A 25,486-nucleotide genomic window follows, 5' to 3' on the forward strand; every position below is an offset into this window, starting at 1 on the left:
CGATGAAACCCAGATGTTGGAAAATGCGCGGGAAGCGGCCGACCCGCCGCGATCAGGGCCGCTCCGCCACGGGGCGGCACGACGGATCGGGAAGATCGGCGTCGAGCGACCGAATGGCCTCGACGGAGAGCGGGCCGCCGTCGCCCAGCGCGGCGAGCGATGTGTCGAGCGCTGCCGTGTAGGCGCCGTCCGCCGCACCCGGCAGCCGCTCCACCGACTGGCGCGCGATCAGCAACTGCGCGCGGACCTGATCGATCGCGACCCGGGCGCCGCGATCGTCGCCCGCCTTCAGGGCATCGATCGCGCGCGCATGGCCGCGCCGGATCGCGTCGGCCTCGATGCCGAGTTGGTCGCACGGCGCGACCGGGCCCAATGCCGTCAGCCCGCCCACCGGGCGGCTCGGCACGCGAAAGCGCGCGGGGAGCAGGGAGCGATAGCCGAAATAGGCGGTCGAGCTGAAGATCGAGGTGTGGCTGGCGTAGAGCCGCCCGCCCGCGCCGATGCTGATGATACCTTCGAGCGTGTCGCGCACATCGGTGCAATGCTGCAATTCGCCGGTCGCGATGCTCAGCGCGCACACCACCGATTTGTGGGGCGATATCAGCGGCTTCGCCGAACCGGCGGGCCGGAACTCATAGCCCAGCGAAAAGCCGGCCCAGACGAGGTTCGACGACAGCGAGATCACGCTCATCAGCCGCATCACCGGCTTGCCGCTCGCGGCCAGCGACGGCTCGGGAGCGAGCTCCGGGAGCCGCGTCCGGGCATAGTCCGAATAGTCGCGCGCCCAGAGCTGCGAGCCGTCCCTGGGGTTCAGGGCGATGACGGTAGGATCGCCGAAGATGTTGCCGGTCAGGATGGTGCCGTCGGCGGCGAGCGAGGGGGAGAGCAGCCCTTCCCCCTGTGCCGACCAGCGGACCGCGCCGCTATCCGCGTCGATCGCCAGGATCACGCCGTCCTCGCCGGCGCAATATACATATCGGCCGTCGGGCGAGATCGACGGGCTCGTCCCGCTGCCGCCGTCCATCCGGGTCGAGAAGCCGATCTTCACCTCGCCGTCGACGATGTCGAGCCCGTAGAGCCGGCCCGAATAGCGATCACCCTCCTTCGGCCCGGCCGCGGTGATGAAGATCCGCCCGGTCGTAGGATGCACCGCGGGCGCGTTCGCCACCTGGACGCCGAAGCCGAAGGCGATCTTCTCGAACAGCTTGCCGGCGTCGTGGTCGACCAGCCCGCCCTGCCAGAGCCCCGGCAGGTGCGGGCCCGTCGCCGGCGCCTCGCCCTGCGGCAGGCGGAACGGCTTGACCGCCGGCGAACCGCTGGTCCGATCGAAGAACAGCACCCAGCCCTCGGTGGTGATGCCGCCGACATAGCCCTGCCGGGAAATGACCTGATAGACGAACGAGCCGGATCCCTCGGGCAGCCGCGCCACCCATTTCCGCCTGCCGTCCGGGTGGAAGGCCCATAGCTGGTTGGAATCGCCGATATAGACGTCGCCGTCGCGATCGAGCACGGGCGCGTTGAAGCCCGCGAAGGCGTCGAGCCCGTCGCGATCGCGCTGCGGCGGCGCTTCCCACAATATCTTGCCATCAGGGCCGATCGCATGGAGGTTGCTGAACGTCCGCCCCCGCGCGGAGGTGACGAACAGCACGCCCCGGTCATTGATCGAACCGGGATTGATCAGGGCGGCGCCATCGAGCGCCGACCACAACACCTTCACCTTGCCGGTCGTCGCGAAGGGGGCACGATCCGAATTCGACGAGTCCCGATGGACCGACACCCATGGTGCCGCCTCATATTGAGCGGGCAACAGCATCGGGTTCAGCGCCGGCGCGGAAGCGGCAGCGGGACCGAGGCATGGGAACAGCGCGGCGACCGCGACGCCCACGATGGATGGGCGCCCGCGCCTGCTGGCTGGAGAATTGTTCGCGGTTTCGATCATTGCCCCCCCTTGGTCGAGCCGACGGTCCGTGACGGTGCCGGTGCGTGACCCGGGGGCGGGTTAGGTCAGCGCGAACAGGGGCGGAAGGACGCCGGGCGGCCCTGCCGTTTTCGGGTAAGGGATTGCCGGTTTCGGGCTATGGCCCGTCAGCCGAGCGCGCCTTCCTGGCGATGGAAGCCGGGCGCGTACCCCGTCCACCGCCGGAACGCCCGCACGAAGGCACTGCTGTTGGCGAAGCCCAGCGTCCCGGAAATCTGCTTGATCGAGAGATCCCGATTTTCGAGATATCGCTCGGCCAGCGTCCGCCGGACGTCATCGAGCAGCGCCCGATAGGAGGTCCCCTCGCCGTTCAGCCGCCTGCGCAGCGTGTCGACGCTGGTGTGCAGGCCGCCGGCCACCGATCGTTCGCTGACCGTGCCGACGTGCAGGTGCCGCAATATCTGCTGCCGGGCCCTCGTCGACCAGTTCACGCTCGCGCGCTGGCCCAGCATGATGTCGCAATGCTGGACGATCTGCGTCTCGAGCTCGCGGCAATAGCCCGGAATGGGTTTGGCGATATCGCGGTTCCGGAAGATCAGCCGGTTGCCGGGCGCCGAGAAGCGGATCTTCGACTGCATCTGCGAGGAGAAGAGATTCTCGTTGGAGGGCTTGTCCCGCTCCAGTTCGATGACGGCCGGTGCGATCCCGTCGTTCGGAAGCAGTTGCCGGCAGTGGGTCAGGATGCTCGTCAGGCAGCATTCCATCGCCTCCGGAGCCCTGAACTCGTTATAGTTCTTGACGATCACCGAGGTGAAATCGCCGCTGTCCTCGACCCTGATGTCGATCGCGTCGGTGACGATGCGCGAATAGCGGACATATTTGTCGATGGCGCCACGCAGCGATCCGCTGCTCAGCGCGGCGATCGACATCGAGCTGTAGCTCATCGGCGACAGGACCCGGCTCGTGCCCAGCGCGATCGAGGGATTGCCGCTGAGCGCGACCGCCTGCTGCCACAACAGCCTGATCTGGAAGATGGGAACGCGCCCCGTCGATCCGCGCAGCGCCGACAGGCTGAGGCCCGCGTTGAGGAATATCCGGCCGGCGTCGAGCCCCTGGGCCTCGAACAGGTCGGCGAGCATCAGGCAATAGGAGGCTATGCTCGATGGCTCGTTCGCGGGGTTTTCTCGATAGGATATCATGGATGCCCCCTGCCATCCGGCCACCATGCCCGGCCATCAGACCACGATAGCGCGCGGCACGCCGCTCAGCCAGCATCTGCGAGTCTGATCATGGGCGGACCGGCCCTGCTATGCGCGAAGGGTGGGCAAAATCCGAAATGCGAGGCTTTCATCCGATCGCCGCCCCGCCGCTCCGCCCGGCTAACATATTTGTGTGACAGCGGCCCGGGAGACGGCCGGAAGATGTCGGTCGCCTTCGCCGAGCCGACGTTTCCGGCTCTGGCGTCCTCTCGCGAAATGTCACAGGATCAGGCGTCAGCGTGGATCGATCGTCCCTGTTACCCAGATGATCGCCGCTTCACCCCCGCATCCTGCGCCGGGCCGGACAGCGACGATATTCGGATAATACGCCGGCAAAGGCGTGAATGCTGGGAGGGGACCAATGAAGAAGATCAGCCAATCCTGCTGCTGGGCAGCTCTCGCCATCGCGCTCGGCGCGTCCGGCCAGGCGCTCGCCGAGGCGCCCGCGACCGTCGGCGCGCTTGCCGCGAGCGACGGCGCCGGCGCCGACGAGGCGACCTCGCCCGGCGACATCGTCGTCACCGCCCTGCGTCGAGACCAGCGCCTGCAGGAGGCCCCCGCCGCCATGTCGGTCCTGACCTCCGCGACGATCGAGGCGGCCGGGGTCAAGAATCTCGACGACGTCAGCAAGCTGGTGCCGAGCCTGCGCTTCGAGGCCGGCCTGCGCGCCGGCGTTCCCAGCATCTCGCTGCGCGGCATCTCGGCGGTCCAAGGCGGCGACGCGCCCTTCTCGCTGCTGGTCGACGGCGTCCAGGTGCCGTTCCTCGAACTGTTCAACCAGGACCTTCTCGACATCTCGACGATCGAGCTGCTCAAGGGGCCGCAGGGCGCGCTCTACGGCCGCGGCGCCATCGCCGGCGCGCTGCTGATCAACACCCGCGCGCCCGACAACGAGTTCCGCGGATCGCTCCACCTCTCGGCGGCGGAGGGCCGCGACTATCGCGCCTCGGCCACCGTCTCGGGCCCGATCGTCGAGGACGTGCTGGCCGCCAAGGTCACCGCCGCCTACCAGAACCGCCGCGGCCTCATCCACATCCGCACGCTCGACCGGCCGGGCGACTATGTCGACCAGGGCACCTTCAAGGGGCAGCTCCGCTTCACCCCGGGCCCGAACACGACGATCGACCTGTTCGGCACCTACATAAAGGGCAATTCGGGCTGGGGCATGCTCGCCCAGATCCCGGTCGGCGTCCCCGGCGCGATCGAGGATTTCCACACTTACGAGGCGAACCTGAACTTTCTCGGCGTCACCAAGCGCAAGCTGTGGAACACCGCGCTCAAGATCGACCAGAAGCTCGGCATCGGGACGATCACGTCGGTGTCGCAATATGCCTATGGCAAGAGCAACAACATCAACGACTTCGATTACACGCCGGCCGCGCAATATGTGAACTACAACCCGATCGTCGACAAGGCGTTCAACCAGGACCTGCGCTTCACCTCGAACCTCGACGGCGCGTTCAACTTCATCGTCGGCGCCTTCTACCAGAAGCGTACCGGCGACAACGACGTCAACGTCCTGACCGATCCCGCCGCCGTTCCGGCGCTGCCGCCGCGCCTGATCTCCTATCAGGACTATAAGAGCGAGGCCTATGCCGCCTACGGCCAGGTCAGCCTCGACTTCGACAACGGCCTCAGCTTCCTCGGCGCGCTGCGCTACGACATCGACAAGCGCGAGGACTCGCTCGAGCAGGACCCGACGAGCTTCGTGAAGCACAAGTTCAAGGCGTGGCAACCGTCGGCGACGGTCAAATATCAGGTCAATCGCCAGCTGATGACCTATGCGACCTTCGGCCGGGGCTTCCGATCGGGCGGCTTCAACGCCGCCAACCTGACGGTCCCCTCGATCGGCGCGCAGCGCATCTATCCGAAGGAGATGTCGACCAATTACGAAGTCGGCTTCAAGAGCCAGTTCCTCGATCGCCGGCTGACCTTCAACGCCGCGCTGTTCCGGACCGACTTCGACAATGCGCAGTTCCAGCAGACCATCGTCGTCCCGGTCCCGGCGCGCTTCATCACCTCGATCGACAAGACGCGGGTGAAGGGGGCCGAGGCGGACCTGAGCCTGTCGATCACCCGCGACCTGGTGCTGACCGGATCGCTGTCGATCACCGACTCCAAGATCCGCGAGTTCAGCCCGATGCCGGCCTATGACGGCAACCAGGCGCCCAACGTCTACAAGGACAATGAGCAGGTCTCGCTCGAATATCGTCCCGCTTTCAACGACACCTATCGCGGCCTGTTCCGCATCGATGCGTCGCGGCGCGGGCGGATCTCCTACGACCTGTCGGAGAATTTCACCTACAAGCCGGTGACCTTCGTCAACGCCCGCATCGGCATCGAGACCGACGCCTGGTCGCTGTCGGTGTTCGGCAACAACCTGACCAACGAGCGGGCGCCGACCTTCTTCTCGGCGCTGGCCTATCGCGTCGCGAGCGCGCGGCTGGCCAATGTGCCGTTCAATGCGGGCGTCGACTTCACCTATCGCTTCGGAGGCCGCTGAGATGAACGACCAGGCGACGCCGGTATCCCCGTCGAGGCCCCGGCGCTGGGAGCGCTCGGCGATCGAGGAGATACCGGTGCTCGACCTGGGCCGCTACATGGCGGGCGACGACGGCGAGATCGAACGGCTCGCCGCCGAGCTCGGCCATGCCCAGCAGCATATCGGCTTCTTCTACATCACCAACCACGGCATCGCGCAGGAGTTGGTCGACCGGGTCTTCGCCGAGACGGCGCGCTTCCACGCCCTGCCGACCGAGGAGCGGCTGAAGCTGCTGATCGACGACCAGCAGACCGGCTACGCCCCGATGAAATCGAGCCAGATCGAGGACGGCGACGTCGCGGTCGAGAAATCGCCGCACAAGCCCGACCTCAGCGAGGCGATCTGGATCCGGCGCGATCGTCCCGACGACGATCCCGAGCTGGTGGCGGGCCGCCCGTTCCGGCGCAACAAATGGCCCGAGGGGCTGCCTGGCTTCCGCGAGACGATCCGCGCCTATCAGCAGGCGATGGAGGCGCTAGGCCGGCGGATGCTGCCGCTCTACGCGCGGGCGCTCGACCTCCCCGACGACTATTTCGACCCGCTGTTCGACCGGGCCGACATCCCGGTGCGGCTGGGCCATTATCCGGCCGACCTGGTCGGCGACGCAAACCAGTTCGGCGCCGCGCCGCATAACGACGCGGGTTTCCTGACCCTGCTGCCGCAGCCCGAGGAAGACGGCCTCGAAGTGCTGACCCAGTCGAAGAAGTGGATTCCGGCGCCGGTGCGGCGCGGCGACATCCTCGTCAACGGCGGCAACTGCCTGGTCCGCTTCAGCAACGGGCGCTTCCTGTCGACGCCCCACCGCGTCCTCGCCGGCCGGCCGCGCCCCCGCTATTCGATCCCGCTCTTCTACAATCCCAATTTCGACGCGGTGGTGCAGCCGGTGCCGAGCTGCGTCTCGGCCGATCGCCCGGCGATGTACGAGCCGACGACCTACGAGCAATATATCATCGACTATCTGGCGCGGGTGTACGCCCACCGGCGCAAGCCGGGCTGAGCCGGAGCAGGCCAAACCTCTCTTCCTCTTTCGTCATTCCCGCGAAAGCGGGAATCCATGGACGGCGGCACCTCGCGTCAAACAGCATTCCGTATCCGTGGATTCCCGCTTTCGCGGGAATGACGTGAGAAGATCGGGACGATCTCCGTTACCGCTCCACGATCGACGAGCGGTCGATAGCGGCGACCGACCCGGCCCCGATCATCCCCATCACCGAGCGCAGCTCGCCGCGCAGCAGGTCGAGCATCGCCGCCAGCCCCTCGTCGCCGCCGGCCGCGATGCCCCAGAGCGCGGGACGGCCGATCAGCGCGGTCCTGGCCCCCAGCGCCAGCGCCTTGGCGATGTCCGCCCCGCTGCGGATGCCGCCGTCGACATGGACGTCGATGCGTCCCGCGACGGCGGCGACGATCGCGGGCAGCGCCTCGGCGGTGGCCAGGCCCTCGTCGAGCACCCGTCCGCCATGGTTCGAGACGATGATCGCATCGGCGCCATGCTCGACGGCGAGCGCGGCGTCCTCCGCCGTCATGATCCCCTTGAGGACGATCGGCAGCGGACTGTTGGCGCGCAGCCATGACAGGTCGGCCCAGGTCAGCCGCGCGTCATGGTCCCAGCGCGCCTCGTCCTGGAGGTGCCCGCTGCGCGGAAAGCCGTGGGCGGGCCGGACGTCGCCGACCGCCGCCAGTGCGCGCCGCATCGGCCCCAGCAGCCAGGGCCGGACCGGCATGTCGAGCGTCAGGCAGAAGGCCTTGGCCCCCGCCCCGGCGGCGCGCGCCATCAGCTCGCGGAGGAATCCGCGATCGGCGCCCCAGTAGAGCTGGAACCAGAATTTGTCGCAGTGCGGCGCCACCTCCTCGACCGGAAGCGTGCTGTTCATGCTCAGCACCATCAGCGTGTCGGCCGCTTGCGCCGCCCGCGCCGTCGCGCTTTCCGCGTCGGGGTGGACCAGGCCGTGCAGGCCCGACGGGGCGATCAGCAGCGGCATCGACACCGGCACGCCGAACAGGTCGACGGCGGTGTCGCATGTGCCGACGTCGCGCAGCACCCGCTGCCGCAGCGCCCATCGCCCCCAGGCGGCACGGTTGCGCGCCACCGCTTTGCCCTCGCCCGCGCCGAGATTGGCGAGGTCGCGGGCCTCGGGGGTCATCCGGTCGATGGCGACGCGTTCGAAGTCGTCGACATGGTGCAGCGCGTCCATGGCCGGGCCTCCCTAATAAGCCGCGCTCGGACGTTCGCCGAACCGCGCATACCAGGCGTTGATGCCGTCGAGATCGTCGGCGATGGCGATGCCGAAAAGCTGCCGGCAATTCTGGAGCAGGGCGAACAGCGAACAATCGGCGATGCTCGGCCGGCCGCCGGCGAGGAAGGCGTCGGCGCGGGCGCAGCGATCGAGCGCGACGAGCAGTTCCCCGGCCCACAGCCGGGCCGCCTCGGCCACCACCGGATTCTGCTCGCCCCGTCCCGCGAAGCGCGGGTGGCTGTGCAGGAACCACAGGTTGCACCGCACGATCAGGTCGTTGGCGATCCGCTCGACCGCCCGGACCCGCGCGCGCTCCTCGGGCGTGGTGCCGATCATCGGCGGGTCGGGATGGAGCTCCTCCAGATATTCCATGATCGCCGCGGATTCGAACAGGAAGCGCCCGTCGTCGGTCCGCAGCACCGGCACCCGGCCGCTCGGGTTCATCGCCAGGAATTCGGGCCGCTTATGCTCGCCGCCCTCGACGTCGACGTCATGGCGCGGGATGTCGATGCCCTTCTCCGCCATGTAGATGATCAGACGCCGGACATTGGCGCCGCGGGCGGCCTGGTAGAGCAGCATGTCCGCCCCCTTCACCAGCAGCCCGGGACAGGATCGAGATAGGTGATGTCGGGATCGCCATCCATGCAGGCCAGCATCGCCTCATGCCCGACGCTGCCGGCGCGGTGGGCGAGATAGGCGTCGCGATCGGTGAAGCGTTCCACCGCCATGTAGACGAGCGGATCGTCCTGCGAGCGAAGCAGGTCATAGGCCAGCGTGCCCGGTTCGGTGGCCAGCACCCGTTCGCGCCGCTCCGCGAAGATGCGTTCCCAGTCGGCCTGGCGATCGCCGTGGATGCGCACGCGCGCAATGACGCCCATCATCATGGCTTCTCCTCTTCGGGGAGCGTGGGTGCTCCGCAATGCAGATATCCGCCGTCCAGCCCCGCGGCGTCGGGACAACCGATCAGCGCCAGCGTGCGGGCGATCTCGTCCTTGAGGATGTCGATCGCGCGTAGCGCGCCGGCGGTGCCCCCGGCAATGACGCCGTACAGCGGCGCCCGCCCGGCGAAGGCGAAGCGGGCGCCGAGCGCGAGCGCGATCAGGATGTGCGCGCCCTTGCGGACGCCGCCGTCGAAGAACAGCGGCAAGGCCGGCGCGCCCGTGCCGACCAGCGCGCACAGCGAGTCGATCGCGGCCGGCATGACATCGAGCTTGTTGCCGCCATGGTTGGAGACGGCGACGGCATCGGCGCCGCAATCCCGCGCCCGGCGCACGTCCCCGGCATGGACCAGCCCCTTGATGACCAGCCGGCCCGGCCAGAGGCGGCGGATGCGTTCCACCTCGTCCCAGGTCTGGACGCTCGGCACCTGGTTCTGGAACAGCCGCGCGATCGCCGCCGCGCGGGCGCCGGCCGGCGCATATTCCGTCCAGCTCTCCAGCCGCGGCAGCCCGCCCCGCGCCAGATGGCCCAGCGACCAGCGCGGATGGGTGGCCGCCTGCCACAGCACATAGGGCCAGGCGCTCCATCGCACCTTCGCCGGCAGCGCGATGCCCGATCGGGCGAGCCAGTCATTGCGCGGCGGAACCGGGCTGTCGACGGTATGGACGAGCACCTCGACGCCGGCGTCGGCGGCGCGGCCGATCGCCCGGTCGGTGATCGCCGGGTCCTTCGCGCTGTAGAGCTGCTGCCAGACATGACCGGGCGCGATCCGGGCGATCTCCTCGATCGCGGCGGTGCTGCCGCCCGACAGCATGAAGGGCAGCTTCGCCTCCATTGCCGCCTCGGCCAGCATCTGGTCGGCGAAGGGCCGCAGGTTGTTGGCATAGCCGACCGCCGAAAGGCCGAACGGGCTGGCATAAGGCCGCCCGAATATCTCGACCTGCTGGCGCACCTCGCGCACGTCGACCAGCGCCCGCGCGGTCAGCGGGAAACGATCGAAGGCCGCGACGTTGCGGCCGGGGCCCGATCCGTCGCCGCTGCCGGTCTCCATCGGCACGAAGGCGAATTCGGGCAGGCGCCGCCGCGCGATCGCGCGCAGGTCGGCGATGGTGACGCAATGACGAACGTCGGCCATCGGCGGTCAGGCGCCCGCTTCGTCGACGACGATATTCTCGATATGCCCGATCGAGCCGATCTCGACGCGCACCACGTCGCCGGGCACCAGGTAGCGGGGCGGATCGAACAGCCCGCCGACCCCGGCCGGCGTCCCGGTCGACAGGATGTCGCCGGCTTGCAGGGTGAAGGCGGTCGACAGCTCCTCGATCAGCGCCGGGATCTTGTGGATCATGTCGGCGGTGCTGGCGCTCTGCCGCAGCTCGCCGTTGACGGTCAGCCTGAGGTCGAGCGCGTGGACGTCGGCTATCTCGTCGCGGGTGACGATCCAGGGACCCAGCGGGCCATGGGTGTCGAACGACTTGCCCAGCGTGTGCGTCGGCGCGCGCAGCTGCCAGTCGCGCACCGAATAGTCGCAGCAGACGACATAGCCGGCGATATGCTCCCACACCGCGTCGCCGGCCTTGTACCGGCAATCCTTGCCGATGATGACGCCCAGCTCGCCTTCATAATCGAGCTGGTGCGACACCTTCGGCCGCACCACCGGATCATAGGGGCCGTTGATGCACGACACCTGCTTGTTGAACCAGATCTGCGCCGTGCCGCGACGGAAGCCAGCCTTCTCCGCCTCGGCGGCGTGCGAGGCGTAATTGCCGCCGAGCGCCAGGAATTTCCGCGCATCGGGGATCGGCGCCGTCAGCCGGACGTCGGCGAGCGCGAGGCTTCCCGATCCGCGCGCGGCATCGGCCAGCCTCTGCCATTCCGCCGGCCCCAGCGGCAGGCAGTCGCGCAGGCTCCGCGCCTCGCCGTGCGGGGCGAAGTCGAGCACCCGATCGCCTTCGACGCAGCCGAAGCCGGTCCGGCCCTGATGGTGGAATGTGACGAGCCGCATCGATCCCCTGCCTGTCGCTTTGTGGTTGGTCGCGGGCACGATCCGCGCCCTGGTCCGGGGCATACACCTTGTCCGATCGGCCGCCCGTCACCCAAAATCATGACAGGAGCGCCGGCCCCGGGCCGGCTTCGCCGCTAGGCACGATAGCCGGGATCGAGCCGATCGAGCCGCCTTATCCAGGCCGGCCAGTCGGCCGAGCCCCGGCCCGCGTCATGGGCGACATATTGGCGCGCGACCCGTTCGCACACCGGCTCTGGAATCTCGATCATCGCGGCGCCGGTCGCTTCGAGCATCAGCTGCGTCTCGCAGGCGATGATCAGGTCGCGGGTCCGCTCGAAGGCCTCGCGCGGCGTCCGTCCCGCGACGGCGAGCCCGTGGTTCTGCAGGATCACCGCGATATTGTCCGTCCCCAGCGCCGCCGCGATGCGCGGTCCCTCGGCCGGGCCGTCGGTGATCCCCTCATAGGGATGCGAACCGATCCGCCTGTAGAAGCGCAGCGCGTTCTGCGACAGCATCCGCAGCCCGCCGCCATGCGCGCTCATCGCCAGGCCGGCGTTGGAATGGATGTGGACGACGCAGTTCAGGTCCGCCCGCGCCCGCAGGATCGCGCCGTGCAGGACGAAGCCGGGCCGGTTGACCTCGCTGCCCTCGTCGAGGTCACCGGTCATGTCCGCGACGACCAGGTTGGACGCCGTCACCTCCTCGTAGAGAAGATGGTGCCGCTTGATCAGCATATGGTCGGGCCGGCCCGGCACGCGCAGGCTGATATGGTTGTAGATGCCGTCGGTCGACGGGAAATGATGGTCGATCAGCCGGTGCAGCGCGGCGAGGTGGAAGCGCGCGCCGGCTTCGTCGGCGAGGTCCGGAAGGGCCGTCATCGCGTCTGCCTTTCTGTGGTTCAGGAAATGCCCGCCACGCGGCGGAAGAAGTCCGTCGGCGCGGTGTCCGCCGGCATGGCGCGCCCAACGCTCATCCCGCCGTCGACCGCGATCACCTGCCCGGTGACGTAGCTCGACCAGGGCCCGGCGAGGAACAGCACCGCCTGCGCGACCTCCTCGGGCCGGCCGGCGCGGCCGAGCGGCTGCAACGGCCCCAGATTGGCGGCGACGCGGTCGCGCGCGGCCTCCGCCGCGTCGGGATCGAGCCCCGCCGCGATGCCGTACATCGCGGTCGCGATGCCGCCGGGGCACAGGCAGTTGACCCGGATGCCCAGCGGGCCGAGTTCGAGCGCCGCGTTGCGGGTCAGCATCGCCACCCCTGCCTTGGCCGCCCCATAGGCTTGCAGCACCGGCGCCGCGACCAGCGCCGAGGTCGATCCGATGTTGACGATCGAGCCGGCATCCGACCGGCGCAGGCCCGGCAGCGCGAGGTGCATGCCCAGGAAGGTGCTGCGCAGGACGGTGGCGACGGTCTCGTCGAACTGCCGGGCGGCCAGCGTCGCGATGCCGTCGATCGCGCCGGGGCTCGCAGCATTGTTGACCAGGCAGTCGATCCGGCCATGGTCGCTGATCGCCCGGTCGAACAGCGCCGCCATCTCCTCCTCGCGGCGCACGTCGCAGGCGAGCGTGGTGCAGCCGGGATGGTCGATCCCGATCGGCGCCACGTCCCCCGCGACCACCGTCGCGCCTTGCTCCAGGAACAGCGCGGCGATCGCCCGGCCGATGCCGCGCGCCGCGCCGGTCACCACCGCGACCCGGCCGTCGAGCAGGCCCGCCGGGCCGCTCACAACCATTCGATCAGGAAGGGCAGGATCAGCGCGCGGAGCCGGTCGAAGCCGAAATGGTTGGGGATGACGTCGCCATAATGGCACATCATCGGGACGATCTCGACCCGGCTGTCGGCATTGCCGCCGCGCCGCACCGCCTCGTCCATCCACAGCGACTGTTCGGGCGGCGAATGCATGTCGTGCTGGCCATGGACCATCAGCAGCGGCTGGCCGATCTTCGCGGCATGGGTGATCGCCGACACCGCCCGGTAGCGGTCGGCATGCTCGTCGGGCGATCCCAGCCAGTCGAGGAACATCCGGTAGCGTCCGGGCGCATAGTCCTTCACGCTCACCGCCTGCTGCAACAGGTCAGTCACCGCGCCGAAGGTCGCGCAGGCCCTGATCCGCTTGTCGAGCGCGGTCGCGCGCAGCGCCGCGTTGCCGCCGCGCGACATGCCCATCACCCCGATCCGCGAGGGATCGACACCGGGCTGGGCGCTCAGCCAGTCGATCGCCGCCGACACGTCGTCCGGATCATGATCGGGCAGACCCGACCGCCAGTTCATCGTCACCGCCACGAAGCCGGCGTCGCGCAGCGGCCCGGCCAGCCACTCGACGATCTCGAACATGCCGGTGCCGACCCCGCCGGGGCAGAGGATGACGGCGGGCAACGCCGCCGCCGCGATCGCCGGGCGATAGAGCATCAGGTCGAGTTCCACGCCGTCGCCCGCCGCGATGCGGATGTCCTCGCCGGTCAGGGCGATGCCCCCCGCGCCGATCCTCGTCATTGCCGTTCCTCCATGGTGGATGCTTGCGATCCCCGCTCCGATCGGCGCATCGCCCCCAGCAGGAGCAGCGCGAGGCCGCAGAGCCCGGCGGGAATCACCGAAAGGAGCAGCATCTCGTTCGGCCGCACGCCGAGCGACAGCAGCAGCCCGCCGACCACCGGCCCGATCAGCGATCCGGTGCGGCCCACCGCCTGGACGAAGCCGATGCCGGTGCCGCGCAGCCGCACCGGGAAGATCGCGGTGGTGTAGGCGGTCAGCGAGAGCTGCGCCCCGATCTGGAACACGCCGCACAGCAGCAGCAGGGTCAGCGCGACCACCGGGCTGCCGCCGCCCAGCGAGGTCAGCGCGATCATGCCCGCCGCCGCGCCATAGCCCGCCGCGAGCAGCAGCGCCGGCCGCGCGACCCGGTCCAGCCCCCAGGAGAAGAAGGCGCTGCCGACGATGCCGCCGAAGTTGAGCGCCACCGCCCCGAGGATCGCGCTGGACATCGACAGGCCGCTCCTGGTCAGCAGCGTCGGCACCCAGTTGATCAGGGCATAGGTCAGGAACAGCGAGAGGAAGAGGCTGATCGACAGGATCACCGTCGGAACGGCGAGATCGGCGGTGAAGAGCTGTGCGACGCCCGGCCTGGCCCGTTCGGCCAGTTGCGCTTCGATGACGACCGCGTCCGCCCGCTCCGGCGCGATCCGGCGCAGCAGGCCGACGACCTGCGCGCGCTTGCGCGGATCGAGGCTGAGATAGCGCAGCGACTCCGGCATCAGCGGGATCATCGCCAGCGCGAGCAGCGCGGGGGCCGCCGCGCCCAGCCAGAAGATCGCGCGCCAACCCGCCTGCTCCAGCAGCGGCGCCGAGACGATCCCGCCGAGCACCGCCCCGAACGGGAAGCCCCACAGCACGCAGGTGACGATGGTCGCGCGGACGCGGCGCGGCGCATATTCGGCGGCCAGCGCGAGCATGTTCGGGATCAGCCCGCCCATCCCCAGCCCGCCGAGGAAGCGGAAGGCGAGCAATTGCTCGAAATTGGCGGCCAGCGCGCAGGCGGCGCTGAACAGGCCGAACATCGCGGTGGTGACGATGATCAGCCGGCGGCGGCCGATCCGGTCGGCCATGATGCCGAACACCGCGCTGCCGATCACCGATCCCAGCAGCGTCGCCGAGAAGACGAAGCCGAATTCGAGCTGAGAGACCGACCATTGCGCCGAGATCGCGGGCGCGACGAAGGCGATCGACTGGGTGTCGAAGCCGTCGAGCACCGAGGCGAGCACGCACAGCACGATCGCGGCGATCTGGAGGCGACTGATCGGCGCGGCGTCGATCAGCGCTTCGACGGTGGGGGCGCCATCCCTGGCGATCGCCTGCTTCATCTCCGCTCCCCCTTGATGATGTCGGCGGCCTTTTCCGCGATCATCGCAACCGGAATATTGGTGTTGGCCCGCACCATCGACGGCATCACCGATGCGTCGACGACGCGCAGGCCGCCGAGCCCGCGGACGCGCAGGCGCGGATCGACCACCGACGCATCGTCCGATCCCATCCGGCAGGTGCCGCAGACATGCCCCGTCGGCACCGCCTGATCGCGCACGAAAGCACGCAGGGCCTCCTCGTCGCGGAGCAGCCGATCGAGCGCCGGACCGGCGTGGCGCACGGCGATCCGGCGCAGCATGGCGGGCGCGTCGAGCGCCGCCGCCGCGATCCGGTTGGCGACGCGGCTCGCCGGATCGGGCCGCCCGAGGCGCTGGATCAGCGGGCCGTTCACCGGGAAGAAGGCCGTGTCCGCCGTGCGCCGGACCGCCGGGTCCGCCAGCAGCGCGGCGGCGAAACGGACCGCGCCGGCAAGCCGCGCCTCGTCGCGCTCGTCGGCGAGCAGGTTGAAGCGGACACGCGGCGCGCCCGATGCCGGATCGAGCGTCACCTCACCCCGGCTGAAGCTCTTGTAGACCGCCAGCATCAGCCCGCCGATCCGCCGGCCCAGCGGGTGCAGCCCGGTCTTGTTGAGCACGGTCATGAACATGTCGCCGCCGGGCGCATCCGGATGCCCCGACGAATAGCGCAGGCAATTCTGGAAGGCCGGCCGGATCGCATCGGATTGAAGCGCGTGGCGCCGCAGCACGACCGACAGCGGCAGCAGCGGATGGTTCTGCAACCCGGCGCCGACGCCGGCCGCCGCGATCCGCAGCCCCGGCCCGATCCCCGAGCGGAGCAGCAGCGAGGGCGAATGCAGCGCGCCCGCCGACAGGATGACCTCCCCGGCTTCGACGATCTGCGCGGCGCCGTCGCGGACCAGCTCGACGCCGGCCGCGCGTCCGTCGCGGATCAGGATCGACGACACGCTGATCCGCGCGGCCACGACCAGGTTGCGGCGCGCCCGCACCTCGGCGGTCAGATAGGCCGAGGCGGCGGAGACGCGATGGCGCGGCGTATTGTTCATCGGCACCGGATAGACGCCGTCCGCCGGCGGTCCGTTGAGGTCCTCCGCGACCGGCAGGCCCCGCCCCTGCGCCGCGTCCGAGATCGCCCGGCAGAAGGGCGGCCAGCTTTCGGGGGACTGGCGGCGGACGGACAAGGGGCCGTCGCGCCCGTGCAGCGGCCCATCGCAATCCTCGTCGCGTTCGAGCTTCCGGAAATAGGGCAGCACCTCGGCCCAGTCCCAGCCTTGCGCGCCTTCTGCGGCCCATTGGTCATAGTCGTCGGGCAGGCCGCGCATCGCCAGCATGCCCATCACGCTCGACCCGCCGCCGATCACCCGCGCCTGCTCGAACGGCCGGGGCGGCTGGCCCGCGCGCCGCTCCACCACGAGGCCGGGCCAGAGATGCGCCGGGGTCGCCGCGCGCGGGAAGCTGTCGCGAATCTCCTCGGGCTCCTCGCCGGGGGCATGGTCCTCTCCCGCCTCGATCAGCAGCACGGTGACGCGCGGGTCCTCCGACAGCCGGCTCGCCAGGATGCAGCCGGCCGTGCCCCCGCCGACGATGACATAATCTGTACGGCTCGGCAGCACCGGATCAGGCCGCATCCGCCTCGAAGCCGTCGGTGCGGGGGGCGACGTGCAGATGCGGGGCGACCTCCTCGTGAAAGCATTGCAGCGATTCCAACGCCGCCTGATGCGGCATCGTCCCCAGATTGCACTGGAGCAGCAACCGGTCGAGCCCACTCGCGTCGAGCAACTGCTGCATCCGCTGCCGCACCGTCTCGGCGCTGCCCGCGATGATCGACCCTTGCCGCATCGCCTGCTCGAAGGTCGGCGGTAGCGTCTCGCGCGGCATCGCATTGTTGTGGCGCCACAGATGCGTCATGCTCTCATACCATTTCGCATAGGCCGGCGCGACGATCCGGGCGGCCTCCTCGTCGCTCCGCGCGACGAACATCTGGTACATGCTCGCCATGCCGGGCGGCGGCGCGCCTTCGTGCAATTCCCGCCAGATGGCCCGATAACGCGACGACAGCTCGCGCAGCCGCTGCGGCGGGCCGCTCAACGTGACATTGAGGCCATGCGCCGCCGCGAAACGGAGGTTGCGCTCGGAAAAGGCGCCATACCACATGGGCGGCCCGCCCGGCTGCAACGGCCGCATCGTCAGCGGGATGTCGCGATAGGTGAAGAACTCGCCGCGATGCGACAGCACGTCCTCCCGGAGGAAGGCGCGGATCACCGTCAGCGCCTCCTCGAACACCGCGCGGGCGTCCTGCGTGCCGATGCCGAACAGTCCGACCTCATAGGGGGAAGCCCCCCGGCCGACGCCGATGTCGAGCCGGCCGTTGCTCAGATGATCGAGCATGCAGATCTCCTCCGCGAGGCGGAGCGGCTGATAGGCCGGCAGGACATGCACCATCGATCCGATCCGCATGGTCGCGGTGTGCTGCGACAGCGCCGCCAGGAAGACGCTGGGCGAGGAGGCGTGGCCCAGCGGCGTCGAATGATGCTCGGCGACATAATAGGCCGCGAAGCCGAACCGCTCGGCCGCCCGCGCGAAATCGAGCCGGTCCGCATAAAGCGCCGCCATGGGCGCGCCGCTGGCGTCCAGATGGTCGAATATGCACAGGGACGGTCGCTGCACGATAGATCCTCTCGGGCGTCTTCTCTTGGTCGAGGACGTCTTATCGGCCGGCCCGCGCGCCCTTTATCACATGGCTATGCGACAACGTCCCGGACGGACGGTCAGGCGGCGGCGCGCCGATCATCCGCAGGAGGGCGCTGGTGACAGCCATGTCACATGACATTGTTACAAATGGGCCGCGAACCCACATCTTCGATTGTCCTCGAAGGGCAAAAGATCGATGATCTGTCACATGGAGCCGGCGACCGACAACGACCGGAGAGGAGAGTGCGATGGCTTTGGACAACCTTGCCACCATGGCGCAGATCGACCGGCTGATCCTCTCGATCGGAGAGGATGATTTCGGCGAGGCGCTGTTCCACACCACGCAGATGGTCGGCGACGTCGACCATGTCATGGTGTTCGCCTTCGCGGAGGAGGAGGATCGCCCTCGCGTCGTGATCAACACGGGCCTGATCCCGGCGGCGACGGCGGCCGACGCCGCGGCCGCCTATGTCGAGGAGCTCTACGCGCTCGACCCCAACCTGCCGCAGGTCCGCGCCCAGCCCGAGGGGCGAGCCGGCTGGTTCGAGTTCGACGGCGGGCGCGGCTGGGACGAGCGGCTGCACCGCGGCTTCCTGGTGCCGACCGGGGTCAGCGACATGATCCTGTTCGCGGTGATGCAGGAGAAGGTCGTCTATCTCGTCCAGATGCACCGGCTCTACGGCCATCATTTCGCCCGCGCGCAACGCTGGCTGCTGACCCAGATCGGCGAACTGATCGCGGCCAACATCCGCAAGCATTTCTCCTACATGCACACGCTGCGCGGGCCCAACCAGTTCCTGATCGGCCGGGTGCTCACCGAAGCCGCGTTGTTCCAGTCGATCACCCCGCGCGAGCGGCTGGTCTGCATCGGCATCCTCACCGGGCATACCTCCGAAAGCATCGCGCGGAACCTGTCGATCTCGGTCAACAGCGTGCTGACCTATCGCAAGCGCCTCTACGAGAAGCTGGAGATCAGTTCGCAGAACGAGCTCTTCGTCCGCATCATCGACGCGCTGATGCGGCTCAACTGGGACGGGCGGGAGGTGCCGACGCCCGCCGGCCGGATGGAGGTCAACGCATCGCGGGCGCGGCTGCGCGGCCGTCCGCTGGCGGCGGACCTGGCCTTCGCGCAGGCCTTCTTCGATCGGTCCAAGACCCAGCCTGTCGCAAGCCATTGGGATAACTGACCGCCGGCCGACCTCCTAAGCGGACGATGGAGGCGGGCAACGGGCCCGCGCCACCGCGAGGAGACGGTTATGAAATTCGGATTGTTCGGCGGCGCGTCCGTCGCCACCTCGGGCACTGTCAGCGACAGCATGCAGAGCCTTGAGGCCTATATCGACTATGTCTGCCTCGCCGATCGCCTCGGCTATCACGGCCTCTTCCTGGTCGAGCATCATTTCATGGGCACGGGGCAGATATCCTCCGCGCTCTCGCTGCTGGCCTATCTCGCCGCGCGGACGCGGCGCATCCGGCTCGGCACCGGCGTCGTCGTGCTGCCCTGGCACAATCCGGTGCTGCTGGCCGAGCAGGTCGCGACGATCGACCAGCTCTCCGGCGGCCGCTTCGACCTGGGGGTCGGGCGCGGCTATCGCCCGAACGAGTTCGCCGGCTTCCGCATGAGCCCCGAGGAAGCGACCCGGCGCTATGCCGAGACGCTGGCCTTCCTGCGCCGCTGCTGGAGCGGCGGCGGGCGCTTCGAGCATCGCGGCGAGTTCTGGCAGTTCGACGACGTCGTCATCGACCCCCCTGCCCGCCAGCAGCCGCATCCGCCGATGTGGGTGGGCGCCGCGAGCGACGATTCGATCCGCCGCGCGGGCGCCGACGGCTTCAACCTGCTGCTCGACCAGATCGGCACGCCCGAGATCGTCGGCCGGCGCATCGCCACCTATCGCGCGGCGGTCGAGGGCTGCGGCCGGCGGTTCGACCCGGCCAGCGTCGGCGTGACCCGCGCGCTCCACCTGGTCGACAACGACGCGGACTGGCGCGCCGCGCACGAGCTGCGCCGCAAGCTGGTCGACCAGTTGAAGGCGCAGGCGGGCGCGGGCGCCTCCTCCTTCGCGCATGACAAGCTCCAGACCTTCTCCGACAGCGCCTTCACCGTCGATGAGGCCGCGCTGATCGGCTATCCGCACGAAGTCGCCGACAAGGTCGAGCTGCTGCGCCAACAGGGCGTCGACTATGTGCTGCTGGCCGACGTCACCGGCTCGCCCCGGTCGCTGGAGGTCTTCGCGCGGGAGATCATGCCGCGCTTCGCCGACGCCGCCCCCGGCAAGGTCGGCGAAGCCGCCTGAGCCGAGCTCAGAAGCCGTAGATGTCGGGGAGGGCCGCGCCGTCCGACCACTGGATCGGGCCGTCCGCCCAGGCGAGCAGCCGGCACCCGAAGGCGCTCTCGATGGTGACTTCGGTGCCCGGCTCGATGACGACGATGGCGCCGATCGGCACGGTGAGGTTGTTCACCTTCGCATTGCCGGCCAGCACCATCCATTCGGTCAGCGCCGACACCCGGTGGGTCGGTATCCTCATGTCCGGCCAGAGGGTCAGCTCGACGAAGCGATGGTCGTCCTTCTCGATACGATAGTCGAACAGCATGCGGCGCGAGAGGCGCGGGATCGAGGTGGCGAGCTGCCGCGCCTCGCGCAGCGGGAAATCGAGCGCCGGCAGCACCTCGGGCGCGGGGTTGGTGAAGGTCGCCGTGCCCGCGCCGACATGCCCCTTGCCGCCGCCGCTCTCGGGCAGATAGGCGGTCGCGCCTTCGAGCCGGGCGACGAAGAAGCAGCCCTCCCAGGAGATCGCGTCATGGGTGGTGCCGGTCGGATTGATCGTCACCGTGTCGCGCCCGTAATTGTCCTGGTAATCGGCCAGCGATCCCCCGAGCATCAGGCTCGTCGCCGGCCCGAGATGCTGGTGGACGCCCGCCGCGATCATCGGGTCGAACTGGATGAGCCCCAGGAAATGGCCGGTCGAGCGGTCGGCGCGCACCGCGCGCTGCCGGACGCCCGGCTTGCCGGTCTCGGTCCAGGGGACGTCGAGCATGTCATAGACATAGACGCCACGCCCGTCGGGCTTGTGCAATATGCTCATCACTCTCTCCCGGCTGTCTCGCGGCCTTCCTTCTAGGCGGTCCGGCGCGGCCATCCTGTCCCATGGCCATGTGAAACCGGCGGCGCGGGGAAACCCTAATATCCGGGGGCGAGGAGGAGAGGATGGACGATATTTTCCTGCAGAGCCGGTTCGGCCGGGTGCATTGCCGCGCGACCGGCGGCGGCCGGTTGCTGTTCCTGATGCACAGCGCCGGGCGGTCGGCCCATGAGTTCGACGCGCTGGCGCATTTGCTGGCCGGTCGCTTCCGGGTCGTTGCCTGGGACATGCCCGGCCATGGCGACTCCGATCGGCCGCAGGGTCATGTGACGCTGCCGGACTTCGCCGATCTCGCGGTCGAGCTCGCCTGCGCGCTCGGCGAACGGCCGATCCTCGGCGGCGGATCGGTGGGGGCGGCGATCGCGCTGGCCGCGACGGCGGGCCCGCGCGCCGCCGAGCTGGGCGGGATCGTCGCGATCGAGATGCCGCTGTCGCGCAACGCCGGCTGGTGGGCCGCCAACTGGCCGATGATCGAGACCATGTTCGGCTGCCCCGAGGAGCCCGAGGCGCGCGCGCGGCCGCGCTTCCGCGACTGGTCCCCCGAGTTCGCCGCGCGGCTGGCGATCGACCGGCACAAGGCTGGCAGCCATGCGATGATGGACCTGCTCTGGGCCGGCCGCGACGATGCCGACCATGTCCAGCCGCGCATCCGCGCGCTCGCCCTGCCCGCGCTGTTCGTCAACGGCGACCGCGGCGTCGCGCCCGAGGCGGCGACGCTGCTGCCGTCGCTCCACCCCGCCGCCATGCTGCGCATCGTCGCCGACAGCGGCCATTTCCCGCACAGCGACGACCCGCAGGCCGTGGCCCGGGCGATCGAGGAGATGTTCGCATGACCGCCACCGACCGCTTCGTCCAGCTCGACGGCGGGCGCATCCATTATCTGGAAGCCGGCGAGGGCGCGCCGCTGCTGCTGCTCCACACCGGCGGCGCCTCCGCGCAGGAGTTCGAGGACGTCATCCCCCTGCTGGCCGAGCGCCACCGCGTGATCGCCTGGGACATGCCGGGCCACGGCGATTCCGACCGGCTGTGGCGGCAGCGCGGCATCGAACATTATGCCGACGACCTGCGCGCCTTCCTCGACGCGCTCGCCATCGACCGGGCGATCCTCGTCGGCGTGTCGATCGGCGGCTATATCGCGATGGACGTCGCGCGCCGCTGGCCCGACCGGGTCGAGCGCGCCGTGCTGGCCGAGGCACCGCTGCGGTCGCCGGCATGGTATGCCGAGAACTGGCCCGCCTTCGAGGCGATGTGCGCCATCCCCACCACCAGCTTCGAGGCCGCCGCCAGGCGCTTCCGCGCGCTGACACCGGCGCAGCACGAGCGGTGGAACATCGACCGCAACAAGGCGGGAAGCTGGACGATGGTCAGCATCGCCTGGTCGGTCCGCGACTTCGACGCCGCCGCCGCCCTCGCCGCGCTCAGGGTCCCGCTCACCGTCGCGATGGGCGCGACCGGGCCGACGGCGCACGAGCTCGATCGCTGGCGATCGATCCAGCCCGCCGCGACCTACCGGCTGCTCGACGGCTGCGGTCATTTCCCGATGATCGACGACCCGGCCGCCTTCGCCGAGGCCGTCGAGACCCGATAGTGGCCTTCACAGCGAGCCCAATATCCTCGCCAGCGCCTCGCGTGGCGCGTCGGTGCGGTGGACGAGGACGATCCTGAGCCTTTCCGCGAACCCGCCGACCGCCAGGAAGCGGACGCCGTCGAGGTTCAGCTTGGCGAGCGAGGCCGGCGCGAGGACCAGGCCTTCGCCGGCAGAGGCCAGGCAGGCCGCGGTGACGAAGTCGTCGGTCCGCACGATGCGCGGCATCGGGAAACCGCCCGCGTCCGCGAGGCGGCGGATGCTGTCGATCAGGCCGACCTGCTCGTGGAACTGCGGCACGATGAAGCATTGGCCGGCAAGCTGGTCCGGCCGCAGTGCCGATGCTGCGGCGAGCGCATGGCCGGTCGACAGGCAGACCATCAGCTCTTCGGAATGGATGTCGATCGCCCGGCAATCCTCGGGATAGGAGGGTCGCGGCCGCATCAGGCCGATGTCGAGCCGGCAGGAATCGAGCGCGGCCAGTTGCTCGGGGGTCTCCATCAGGCGCGGCGCCAGCTCGATGTCCGGGAGCCCCGCCCGCACCGCCGTCAGGATGCGGCCCAGGGTGCCGTTCATCGCCGCCGAGAAGACGAAGCCGATCCGCAGCGGCCCGCTGCTCCCGCGCCCCAGGCTGCGCCCCATCCGCTCGACCCGGTCGAGCCGGGCCAGCGCCTCGATCGCCTGCGGCAGGAAGATGTCGCCCTCGCGGGTCAGGCGGATCGCGGTGCGCACCGTCCGGTCGACGAGTTGGGTGCCCAACTGGTCCTCCAGCCGCCGCAGCCGCTTGCTCGCCACCGACTGGGCGATGCCGAGCGTGTCGGCGGCGCGGGAGAAGCTGCGCTGCTCGGCGATCGCGACGAACGCGGCCAGCCCTTCCCCATCGATCATGTCGTTATTCCATATCGCGATTGAAAACTCCTTTTTTCGATATCGTCAGCATTTTGCAAGTGCGCCAAGGCGATCGCCAAAGGAGATCGCGCATGTCCCAGATGGCCCGTTTCGATTGGTCCGACCCGTTCGGATTGGAGGATCAGCTCACCGACGAAGAGCGGATGATCCGCGACGCCGCGCACGGCTTCGCCCAGTCCGAGCTGCAGACGCGGGTGATCGCGGCCTATCGCGAGGAGGTCGATGCGCCCGAACTCTTCCCGGCGATGGGCGCCGCCGGCCTGCTCGGCGCGACGCTGCCCGAGGAATATGGCGGCGCCAATGCCAGCTATGTCGCCTACGGCCTGATCGCGCGGGAGATCGAGCGCGTCGACTCGGGCTATCGGTCGATGGCGTCGGTGCAGTCGAGCCTCGTCATGCATCCTATCTACGCCTATGGCTCGGAGGAGCAAAAGCGCCACTATCTGCCGGGCCTCGCGGCGGGCCGGCTGATCGGCTGCTTCGGCCTGACCGAGCCCGATGCCGGCTCCGACCCCGGCGGGATGCGGACCGTCGCGCGGCGCGACGGCGACGGCTATGTGCTGCACGGCTCCAAGACCTGGATCTCCAACGCCCCCTTCGCCGATGTCTTCGTCGTCTGGGCGAAGTCGGAAGCACATGGCGGCCAGATTCGCGGCTTCATCCTCGAAAAGGGCATGAAGGGCCTGTCGGCGCCGAAGATCGAGGGCAAGCTGTCGCTGCGCGCCTCGACGACGGGCATGATCCTGCTCGACGAGGTCAAGGTCGGGGCCGATGCGCTCCTCCCCAATGTCGAGGGACTGAAGGGTCCGTTCGGCTGCCTCAACCGCGCGCGCTACGGCATCAGCTGGGGGGCGCTCGGCGCCGCCGAGTTCTGCTTCCACGCCGCGCGCCAATATGGCCTCGACCGCAAGCAGTTCGGCCGCCCGCTCGCCGCGACCCAGCTCTACCAGAAGAAGCTCGCCGAGATGATGTGCGACATCGGCTTCGGCCTTCAGGCGTCGCTGCGCGTGGGCCGGCTGATGGACGAGGGCCGCTTCGCGCCCGAGATGGTCTCGATCGTCAAGCGCAACAATGTCGGCAAGGCGCTCGATATCGCCCGCCAGGCGCGCGACATGCACGGCGGCAACGGCATCTCCGAGGAATATCAGGTGATCCGCCACATGATGAACCTCGAGACCGTCAACACCTATGAGGGCGCGCACGACGTCCATGCCCTGATCCTCGGCCGCGCCATCACCGGCATCGCGGCCTTCTGATGACCGCGCCGCCGCTGGCCCGCATCAAGGTCGTCGAGCTTGCGCGCATCCTGGCCGGTCCCTGGGCCGGCCAGGTGCTGGCGGACCTCGGCGCCGAGGTGATCAAGGTCGAAAGCCCGTCCGGCGACGACACGCGAGGCTGGGGCCCGCCCTTCATCGATCGCCCCGACGGCAGCCGCGACGCCGCCTATTTCCACGCCGCCAACCGGGGCAAGCGCAGCGAGGCGGTCGACTTCGCGACCGAGCAGGGCCAACGGCGCGTGCGCGAGCTCGTCGCCGACGCCGATGTCGTCATCGAGAATTTCAAGGTCGGCGGCCTCGCCAAATATGGGCTGGACCATGCCAGCCTCGCGGCGGTCAATCCGCGCCTCGTCTATTGCTCGATCACCGGCTTCGGCCAGGACGGCCCCTATGCCGCCCGCGCGGGATATGACTTCATCATCCAGGGCATGGGCGGGATCATGGACCTGACGGGCGAGCCCGACGGCGCGCCGCAGAAGATCGGCGTCGCCTATGCCGACATATTGACCGGCCTCTACGCGGTGATCGGCATCCAGGCGGCGCTGGCCGAGCGGGAACGCAGCGGCCTCGGCCAGCATGTCGACATGGCGCTGCTCGACGTCATGGTCGGGACGCTCGCCAACCAGGCGATGAACTATCTCGCCTCCGGCGTCGCGCCGACCCGGCTCGGCAACGCCCATCCCAATATCGTGCCCTATCAGGCCTATCCGACGCAGGACGACTGGTTCATCCTCGCGACCGGCAACGACCGGCAATATGAGCGCTTCTGCGAGGTGGTCGGCATCGCGCCGGGCGATGATTTCAGGACCAATCCGCAACGCCTCGCCCGCCGCGACGAGCTGAGCGCGATGATCGCCGACGCGACCCGCCAATGGCCGCGCGCCGAGCTGCTCGCCGCGCTCGAACGGGTCGGCGTGCCCGCCGGCCCGATCAACGACGTCGCCCAGGCCCTCGCCGATCCCCAGGTCGTCCATCGCGGCATGGTCATCGACATGGTCGACGAGGATGGCGGCCATGTGCCGGGCATGCGGCTGCCGATCCGCTTCTCGCGCTCCCCCCTCGCCGCGCCTCGGCCGGCGCCGAAGCGGCCCCAATGAACCTTCGGCCTCCC

At 69.4% G+C, this 25,486-nt stretch carries 23 protein-coding genes; 8 read left to right on the forward strand and 15 right to left on the reverse strand.

Annotation, left to right across the window (positions count from 1 at the left end; translation table 11 throughout):
• Positions 1 to 52 precede the first annotated feature (52 nt).
• Together HRJ34_RS10465 and HRJ34_RS10470 are read right to left on the reverse strand one after the other, a co-directional pair.
• On the reverse strand, positions 53 to 1,813 hold the full coding sequence (locus HRJ34_RS10465) for an outer membrane protein assembly factor BamB family protein (RefSeq protein WP_208634039.1): 1,761 nt from the start codon (positions 1,811 to 1,813) through the stop codon (positions 53 to 55).
• A 272-nt stretch (positions 1,814 to 2,085) separates the two neighbouring features.
• Positions 2,086 to 3,117 carry an AraC family transcriptional regulator gene (locus HRJ34_RS10470; protein ID WP_037504970.1) on the reverse strand — a complete coding sequence of 344 codons (1,032 nt, stop codon included), beginning with the start codon at positions 3,115 to 3,117 and terminating at the stop codon, positions 2,086 to 2,088.
• A gap of 421 nt (positions 3,118 to 3,538) precedes the next feature.
• On the opposite strand from HRJ34_RS10470, the gene HRJ34_RS10475 reads away from it, so the two are divergent.
• Together HRJ34_RS10475 and HRJ34_RS10480 are read left to right on the forward strand one after the other, a co-directional pair.
• Positions 3,539 to 5,680 (forward strand): TonB-dependent receptor, encoded by a 2,142-nt coding sequence (locus HRJ34_RS10475; RefSeq protein ID WP_208634040.1) that lies wholly within the window; start codon positions 3,539 to 3,541, stop codon positions 5,678 to 5,680.
• Position 5,681: 1 nt separating this feature from the next.
• A complete protein-coding gene (locus HRJ34_RS10480) occupies positions 5,682 to 6,716 on the forward strand; it encodes an isopenicillin N synthase family dioxygenase (protein ID WP_208634041.1) in 1,035 nt (344 codons plus the stop codon).
• Positions 6,717 to 6,864: 148 nt separating this feature from the next.
• Here the strand turns inward: HRJ34_RS10480 and HRJ34_RS10485 are convergent, their stop codons facing one another.
• The 11 genes from HRJ34_RS10485 to HRJ34_RS10535 all read right to left on the reverse strand — a co-directional run bounded on the left by HRJ34_RS10485 (position 6,865) and on the right by HRJ34_RS10535 (position 17,439).
• Positions 6,865 to 7,911: an alpha-hydroxy acid oxidase gene (locus tag HRJ34_RS10485; RefSeq protein ID WP_208634042.1), complete on the reverse strand. Its 1,047-nt coding sequence runs from the start codon at positions 7,909 to 7,911 to the stop codon at positions 6,865 to 6,867.
• A 12-nt stretch (positions 7,912 to 7,923) separates the two neighbouring features.
• The gene (locus HRJ34_RS10490) at positions 7,924 to 8,532 is read right to left on the reverse strand and encodes a glutathione S-transferase family protein (protein ID WP_208634043.1); all 609 of its coding nucleotides are present in this window, start codon (positions 8,530 to 8,532) and stop codon (positions 7,924 to 7,926) included.
• 11 nt (positions 8,533 to 8,543) lie between these two features.
• On the reverse strand, positions 8,544 to 8,834 hold the full coding sequence (locus tag HRJ34_RS10495; RefSeq protein ID WP_226949139.1) for a putative quinol monooxygenase: 291 nt from the start codon (positions 8,832 to 8,834) through the stop codon (positions 8,544 to 8,546).
• A complete protein-coding gene (locus HRJ34_RS10500; RefSeq protein ID WP_208634044.1) occupies positions 8,834 to 10,027 on the reverse strand; it encodes an alpha-hydroxy acid oxidase in 1,194 nt (397 codons plus the stop codon). Before HRJ34_RS10500 ends, HRJ34_RS10495 begins: the two co-directional genes overlap by 1 nt.
• A gap of 6 nt (positions 10,028 to 10,033) precedes the next feature.
• Positions 10,034 to 10,960, reverse strand: coding sequence for a fumarylacetoacetate hydrolase family protein (locus HRJ34_RS10505; RefSeq protein WP_226949140.1), 927 nt, complete (start codon positions 10,958 to 10,960; stop codon positions 10,034 to 10,036).
• 71 nt (positions 10,961 to 11,031) lie between these two features.
• Complete coding sequence (locus HRJ34_RS10510; RefSeq protein ID WP_208634045.1) at positions 11,032 to 11,775, reverse strand: class II aldolase/adducin family protein; 744 nt, start codon at positions 11,773 to 11,775, stop codon at positions 11,032 to 11,034.
• Positions 11,776 to 11,795: 20 nt separating this feature from the next.
• Positions 11,796 to 12,623, reverse strand: a complete 828-nt coding sequence (locus tag HRJ34_RS10515) for an SDR family NAD(P)-dependent oxidoreductase (RefSeq protein WP_208634046.1) — start codon at positions 12,621 to 12,623, stop codon at positions 11,796 to 11,798.
• Positions 12,620 to 13,390: an alpha/beta hydrolase family protein gene (locus HRJ34_RS10520; protein WP_208634047.1), complete on the reverse strand. Its 771-nt coding sequence runs from the start codon at positions 13,388 to 13,390 to the stop codon at positions 12,620 to 12,622. Before HRJ34_RS10520 ends, HRJ34_RS10515 begins: the two co-directional genes overlap by 4 nt.
• Entirely contained in the window at positions 13,387 to 14,754 is a 1,368-nt protein-coding gene (locus HRJ34_RS10525; protein ID WP_208634048.1) for an MFS transporter, read from the reverse strand. The genes HRJ34_RS10520 and HRJ34_RS10525 overlap by 4 nt, the downstream gene beginning before the upstream one ends.
• A complete protein-coding gene (locus HRJ34_RS10530) occupies positions 14,751 to 16,400 on the reverse strand; it encodes a GMC family oxidoreductase (protein WP_208634049.1) in 1,650 nt (549 codons plus the stop codon). Before HRJ34_RS10530 ends, HRJ34_RS10525 begins: the two co-directional genes overlap by 4 nt.
• Positions 16,390 to 17,439, reverse strand: a complete 1,050-nt coding sequence (locus HRJ34_RS10535; protein WP_226949141.1) for an LLM class flavin-dependent oxidoreductase — start codon at positions 17,437 to 17,439, stop codon at positions 16,390 to 16,392. Before HRJ34_RS10535 ends, HRJ34_RS10530 begins: the two co-directional genes overlap by 11 nt.
• A gap of 272 nt (positions 17,440 to 17,711) precedes the next feature.
• Here HRJ34_RS10535 and HRJ34_RS10540 point away from each other — a divergent pair, with 272 nt between their 5' ends.
• Together HRJ34_RS10540 and HRJ34_RS10545 are read left to right on the forward strand one after the other, a co-directional pair.
• A complete protein-coding gene (locus tag HRJ34_RS10540) occupies positions 17,712 to 18,650 on the forward strand; it encodes a helix-turn-helix transcriptional regulator (protein ID WP_012050417.1) in 939 nt (312 codons plus the stop codon).
• Between the two features lie 69 nt (positions 18,651 to 18,719).
• Positions 18,720 to 19,757: an LLM class flavin-dependent oxidoreductase gene (locus HRJ34_RS10545; RefSeq protein WP_208634050.1), complete on the forward strand. Its 1,038-nt coding sequence runs from the start codon at positions 18,720 to 18,722 to the stop codon at positions 19,755 to 19,757.
• A 7-nt stretch (positions 19,758 to 19,764) separates the two neighbouring features.
• Here the strand turns inward: HRJ34_RS10545 and HRJ34_RS10550 are convergent, their stop codons facing one another.
• On the reverse strand, positions 19,765 to 20,547 hold the full coding sequence (locus HRJ34_RS10550) for a cupin domain-containing protein (RefSeq protein WP_226949142.1): 783 nt from the start codon (positions 20,545 to 20,547) through the stop codon (positions 19,765 to 19,767).
• Positions 20,548 to 20,669: 122 nt separating this feature from the next.
• Between HRJ34_RS10550 and HRJ34_RS10555 the strand changes: the two genes are divergently transcribed.
• Together HRJ34_RS10555 and HRJ34_RS10560 are read left to right on the forward strand one after the other, a co-directional pair.
• A complete protein-coding gene (locus tag HRJ34_RS10555; protein ID WP_208634052.1) occupies positions 20,670 to 21,437 on the forward strand; it encodes an alpha/beta fold hydrolase in 768 nt (255 codons plus the stop codon).
• On the forward strand, positions 21,434 to 22,192 hold the full coding sequence (locus HRJ34_RS10560) for an alpha/beta fold hydrolase (RefSeq protein ID WP_208634053.1): 759 nt from the start codon (positions 21,434 to 21,436) through the stop codon (positions 22,190 to 22,192). Before HRJ34_RS10555 ends, HRJ34_RS10560 begins: the two co-directional genes overlap by 4 nt.
• Positions 22,193 to 22,198: 6 nt before the next feature.
• Here HRJ34_RS10560 and HRJ34_RS10565 read toward each other — a convergent pair whose 3' ends face one another.
• A complete protein-coding gene (locus HRJ34_RS10565; RefSeq protein ID WP_012050412.1) occupies positions 22,199 to 23,077 on the reverse strand; it encodes a LysR family transcriptional regulator in 879 nt (292 codons plus the stop codon).
• A 101-nt stretch (positions 23,078 to 23,178) separates the two neighbouring features.
• Here HRJ34_RS10565 and HRJ34_RS10570 point away from each other — a divergent pair, with 101 nt between their 5' ends.
• Both HRJ34_RS10570 and HRJ34_RS10575 read left to right on the forward strand, forming a co-directional pair.
• Entirely contained in the window at positions 23,179 to 24,354 is a 1,176-nt protein-coding gene (locus HRJ34_RS10570; protein ID WP_208634350.1) for an acyl-CoA dehydrogenase, read from the forward strand.
• Complete coding sequence (locus tag HRJ34_RS10575; RefSeq protein ID WP_208634054.1) at positions 24,354 to 25,472, forward strand: CaiB/BaiF CoA transferase family protein; 1,119 nt, start codon at positions 24,354 to 24,356, stop codon at positions 25,470 to 25,472. The genes HRJ34_RS10570 and HRJ34_RS10575 overlap by 1 nt, the downstream gene beginning before the upstream one ends.
• Positions 25,473 to 25,486 lie beyond the last annotated feature (14 nt).

The organism is Rhizorhabdus wittichii (genome assembly GCF_017607425.1).
Lineage (GTDB): Bacteria > Pseudomonadota > Alphaproteobacteria > Sphingomonadales > Sphingomonadaceae > Rhizorhabdus > Rhizorhabdus wittichii.